At 33.5% G+C, this 5,861-nt stretch carries 3 protein-coding genes; 1 reads left to right on the forward strand and 2 read right to left on the reverse strand.

Going from position 1 to position 5,861, the window contains the following annotated elements:
* Nucleotides 1-236 precede the first annotated feature (236 nt).
* Both parC and parE read right to left on the reverse strand, forming a co-directional pair.
* Nucleotides 237-2,693 carry a DNA topoisomerase IV subunit A gene (gene parC / locus RYL55_RS08255; RefSeq protein ID WP_315008587.1) on the reverse strand — a complete coding sequence of 819 codons (2,457 nt, stop codon included), beginning with the start codon at nucleotides 2,691-2,693 and terminating at the stop codon, nucleotides 237-239.
* Between the two features lies 1 nt (nucleotide 2,694).
* Nucleotides 2,695-4,743 carry a DNA topoisomerase IV subunit B gene (parE, locus tag RYL55_RS08260; RefSeq protein ID WP_315008588.1) on the reverse strand — a complete coding sequence of 683 codons (2,049 nt, stop codon included), beginning with the start codon at nucleotides 4,741-4,743 and terminating at the stop codon, nucleotides 2,695-2,697.
* Nucleotides 4,744-4,916: 173 nt separating this feature from the next.
* Here parE and plsY point away from each other — a divergent pair, with 173 nt between their 5' ends.
* Complete coding sequence (plsY, locus tag RYL55_RS08265) at nucleotides 4,917-5,519, forward strand: glycerol-3-phosphate 1-O-acyltransferase PlsY (RefSeq protein WP_315008589.1); 603 nt, start codon at nucleotides 4,917-4,919, stop codon at nucleotides 5,517-5,519.
* Nucleotides 5,520-5,861: the final 342 nt, after the last annotated feature.

The following is a 5,861-nucleotide window of genomic DNA, read 5'->3' on the forward strand; positions in this document are numbered from 1 at the left end:
TACTATGGAATGCAGCCAGTCAATATTCAACAGAAATTGATTTTTAAGACAAAGAAAAGACAGAATCGAATTTGATTCTGTCTTTTTTATACCCCAAAAACTTTCTATAGTAGTATGAGCATGATAAGCCAACAGGCTTATCACGCAGGAAATTTTGAGACCAAGGCTCAAAATTTAGTAATGAGACAGCGAAGCTGGCTGCTTACGTCCTAATACTACTATTTTAAGAAAGTCTATTAAATATTGTATACAAACTTCTTCAAGACCGTTTTCGTCAATCCATCCACATCATTTAACAATGCTGAACCATTACTTGTACGATCCACTAAACTTAAATCCATTGGACGAATCTCTTTCATTTCTCCATTTATCGAAACAATAACATATTCTTGTTTTGACGTAATAGTACCATCTAAATAAACAACACGGTGAGGATTACTCTTCAATTCTCGTAAGACCATTAATCCTCTCTTAGCTCTTGTAAGCATAGAAACCTCTAAAACATTAAAACGTTTCACCGCTCCACGTTGAGTCACTAAAAAGGCAGAAACAACTTTATGTTCTGGACTATAAACCATTGCTCCAGCAACAAAATCATCTTTTCTTAAATTAATCGCCTTCACTCCACTAGCAACAGTACCAACAACAGGAACTTCACTTAATTCATAACGTAAGCCAAAACCACAATGCGTTACAATAAAGATCTCTTGCTCTTGATTTGGAACAAGTTCAATCGCTACTACTTCATCCGTTGTTGTTTTTAACTTAATTGCATTACTTGTACGAGTTTTATATCCTCGATACGTATTAAATTCATTCAACGCAGTTTGTTTCACAAATCCTTCTTTTGTAAAGAATACAACAGTCCAATCTTGATACACTTCTGTACTATCTTTTTCCTTCACCATACCAGCTAAAATAGTTTCATTTGTCGCTAGAGAAATGGACTGGCTTAAATGATGCCCTACATCTTTCCATTTTGCCTCAGGAATTTCATGAACTGGTAAATGTAAATAATTCCCTTTAGACGTAAATAAAATTAAACTATCTAAAGTTGATACTTTTTGAACAAGTAAGACTTCGTCCCCTTCACGCAATCCATTCTCTTCAGGAGCACTTGAAGCAAACGAACGTGGACTAACTCGTTTGTAGTAACCTTGTTTTGTAGCAACTACATACACTTCTTCTTCCGGAATTAAAATCTCAGTTTCAATTTTAATTTCTTTAATTTCCGCTTGAATTTCAGTTAAACGAGGTGTCGCATATTTTTTCTTTAATTCACGTAATTCTTGTTTCATAACTTGTAATAACGTTTTTTCTGATTTCAAAATACTTGTTAAAGTCGCAACACGTTCATTTAAGTCTAATTTTTCTTCTTGTAAAATTGTAATATCTGTATTTGTTAAACGATATAATTGTAAACTGACAATTGCTTCTGCTTGTGTCATTGTAAAATCATAGGTTTCGACTAATTTTTCTTTCGCATCTTTTTTATCATTACTATTACGAATTAAAGCAATCACTTCATCTAAAATCGATAAAGCTTTCATTAATCCATCTACAATATGTAAACGATCTTGTGCTTTATTTAAGTCAAACTGAGTTCGTTTTGTAATGACTTCTTTTTGATGGGCAATATAAGAATCAAGTATTTTCTTCAATCCAACTTGCATTGGACGTCTAGCATCAATCGCAACCATATTGAAATTATAATTAATTTGAAGCTCGGTATTTTTTAGTAAATAATTTAAAATTCCTTCTGCATTTGCTTCTTTTTTCAACTCAATAACAATTTGTAATCCTGTACGGTCTGATTCGTCCCTTACTTCTGCAATGCCTTCAATTTTTTTATTTAATCGAATTTCATCGATTTTCTTCACTAATAATGCTTTATTCACTTCATAAGGAATTTCAGTGACAACAATTTGACTCTTTCCACCTTTAATGGCTTCAATGGATGTTTTAGAACGAACAACTACTTTACCTTTACCGGTTTCATACGCTTGTTCTAATTCATCGATTCCTTGAATAATCGCTCCAGTTGGAAAATCTGGACCCTTTACAAATTGCATTAATTCCTTAACCGTTGCTTTAGGATGATCAATGGTATGAATCGTTGCATCAATGACTTCACCTAAATTATGCGTTGGAATTTCAGTTGCATAACCAGCAGAAATCCCTGTAGCACCATTGACTAATAAATTCGGGAATCGAGCTGGTAAAACAGTTGGTTCTTCTTCTGTATCGTCAAAGTTTAATACAAAATCAACCGTTTTTTTGTCTAAATCTCGTAATAATTCTTCAGAAATTTTCGATAAACGAGCTTCCGTATAACGCATAGCTGCAGCTGGGTCTCCATCCATACTACCGTTATTCCCATGCATTTCAACTAAAACATCTCTTAATTTCCAATCTTGGCTTAAACGAACCATCGCTTCATAAACCGATGAATCCCCATGAGGATGATAATTACCAATTACATTACCGACAGTTTTAGCAGATTTTCTAAATTGTTTCTCACTCGTATTCCCTTCTACAAACATCGCGTATAAAATACGTCTTTGTACAGGTTTTAATCCATCTCGAATATCTGGTAAGGCACGATCTTGAATAATATATTTGGAATAACGTCCAAAGCGATCGCCCATTACATCTTCAAGATTTAACTCTTGGATATCTTGTTGCAAGCTCATATTATTCCTCCTCCATTAAAAGTGATAATTGTTCAACAGATGATGGAGAATTTATTTCTTCTTTTGTAGCTTTAGAAGCTTTTGGTTGTTCATTCACTGTTAAATGCCCTTCTGTTTCTAAAATACTCTTTCCATCTTCTAAGCTAAACTCCACGTGACTTTCAATCCATTTTCTACGTGGCTCAACTTTATTCCCCATTAATGTACTTACACGACGTTCTGCTTGAGCTTTATCATCGATGACAACACGAATTAGTGTTCTTGACTCAGGATTCATCGTTGTCTCCCATAATTGGTCCGCATTCATTTCACCAAGACCTTTATAACGTTGTAATAAGTAACCTTTACCAACTTTTTTAATTTTTTCTTCTAATTCTTTTTCAGTCCAAGCATATTCTACAACTTGTTTTTTACCAGTTCCTTTTGAAATCTTGAACAATGGAGGTAACGCTAAATAGACTTTTCCTGCTTCAATTAAAGGTTTCATATAACGATAGAAGAAAGTTAATAGCAATACTTGAATATGAGCTCCATCAGTATCCGCATCGGTCATAATGACAATTTTATCGTAATTACAATCTTCAATATTAAAGTCATTACCTACTCCGGCACCGATAGTATAAATGATTGTATTAATTTCTTCATTTTTTAAAATATCGGATAAAGATGCTTTCTCCGTATTAATGACTTTTCCTCGTAATGGTAAGATTGCTTGGAATTTACGGTCACGTCCTTGTTTCGCTGAACCACCCGCAGAATCTCCCTCTACCAAGTAAAGCTCATTCTTTTTAGGATTTTTCCCTTGAGCAGGTGTTAATTTACCAGATAGAAGTGTTTCTTTTTTCTTTCCTTTTTTACCATTACGGCTCTCTTCTCTTGCTTTACGACTCGCTTCACGTGCTTCTCTTGCTTTTAGAGCTTTACGAATTAATTCTTGAGCGATTTCACCATTTTCCGTTAAAAAGATTCCTAATTGTTCAAAAATCGTATTATCCACAATACTTCTTGCAGCAGGAGTTCCTAATTTATCTTTCGTTTGCCCTTCAAATTGTAAAATTTCTTCCGGAACACGTAATGAAACAATCGCTGTTAATCCTTCACGAACGTCACTACCTTCTAGATTTTTATCTTTTTCTTTTAATAGACCTACTTTACGAGCGTATTCATTAAAAGCTTTTGTTAAGGCAGTTTTCATCCCAACTTCGTGAGTTCCACCATCTTTTGTACGAACATTATTAACAAATGATAAAATTGTTTCAGAATAGCCATCATTATATTGGAAGGCAAATTCTGTTTCTACTCCATCAATCGTACTATTGAAATCTACAATTGGAGATAAAGTATCTTTTTCTTCATTTAAATATTGAATAAAATTACGGATTCCTTCTTCATAACAAAATACATCACTTGTATCCGTTCTTTCATCCGTTAATGTAATCGTTAATCCTTTTAATAAAAAGGCAGATTCACGTAAACGTTCTGCTAAAGTTTCATAAGACCAAACAATAGTTGAAAAAATATGTTTGCTTGGTAAGAAACGAACTGTTGTCCCAGAACCTTTACGATTTGTTTTTTCTTTTTTAATGGAACTAACTTTTTCTCCACCTGTTTTAAATGTTTGAGTGTATAATACACCATCACGTAATACTTCTACTTCTAACCAATCCGATAAGGCATTTACAACACTGGCTCCTACCCCATGAAGTCCTCCAGAAGTTTTATATCCACCTTGTCCAAATTTACCACCAGCATGTAAAACGGTAAAAATAACTTGAATGGTTGGAATTCCTGAAGCATGTTTTCCAGTTGGCATTCCACGTCCATTATCTCGAACAGATAGTGATCCATCTTTATGAATTGTGACATCAATCTTACTTGCATATCCAGATAAGGCTTCATCGACTGCATTATCAACAATTTCATAGGCAAGATGATGCAATCCACGATGGTCAGTTGAACCGATATACATCCCTGGACGTTTTCGAACGGCTTCTAATCCTTCTAGTACTTGAATTGAATCATCATTATATTGGTTAGTGACTTTACTCATTCACGACTCTCCTTCTTCCAATTTATAAAACATATCTACTCTATCATACTTAATTTTTCAAATATTGCAAGAATTCTTCCTATAACTCCTTAAAATCGTACTAATTTTTTTAAAATATGCTATAATCAGTGAGTATAAATTAAATTTAACGGATAAAGGAGAAAGAAATATCGATGCTATCCATTGTTTTAGGTGCTACGATGGCATATTTATTAGGATCCATTCCTTCTGGATTATGGATTGGACGTAAGTTTTTTCAAATTGATATTAGACAACACGGAAGTGGAAATTTAGGAGCTACGAATTCTTTTCGAATTCTTGGTAAAAAAGCAGGAACGATTGTTTTACTGATGGATCTTTTAAAAGGTTCGATTAGTGTTCTTTTGTTAAAACAGATGGATTTACATGGAGTTTCCCCACTGATTATTGCGTTATTTGCTGTAATTGGTCATACGTATCCATTATTTGCGAATTTTAAGGGTGGCAAAGCTGTTGCGACTTTTGCGGGAGTTATATTAGCGTATCAGCCTGTATTATTTCTAATTGGTTTAGGAATCTTTATTTTGACTTTAGCTATTTCAAAAATGGTAAGTTTTACAAGTATGCTTACTATTTCAATTGGTGTTCTTTTAACTCTATATTTTCAAGATATAGTTCTGACAATAATTGCACTACTTGCAGATATTTTTATAATTTATCGACACCGTACGAATGTTCAACGAATTTTAAATGGTACCGAACCTAAAGTCGATATTTTTAAATGGAATAATAAATAGAAAACGTAACAAAAGATAGGAATAAACAATTATTTTTGTTGGTGAGGTCGCCAGTAGCCTCTTCGAGTCTCTTGGCTAAAATTCGAGCCTTGGTCTCGAATTTTACCTGTAATGAAAGCTAGGGGCTAGCTTTCACTACTTTCACTACAAAAAAATTTTTTATTCCTATCTTTTATACTATAAAACGTAATTTCACAATAAAGTATTAATTCAATATTTCTAAATTTACGGGTTTATACTTTATAGGGTTGATGGAGAAATTTTACCAACCCTATTTGTCAAACAGCCTAAACTATTTACTCCAACAACTAAAAAAGGAATTAAGCAACCTGACGCTGCTTA

It is taken from the genome of uncultured Granulicatella sp., from assembly GCF_963515615.1.
In the GTDB taxonomy this organism is placed as follows: Bacteria; Bacillota; Bacilli; order Lactobacillales; family Aerococcaceae; genus Granulicatella.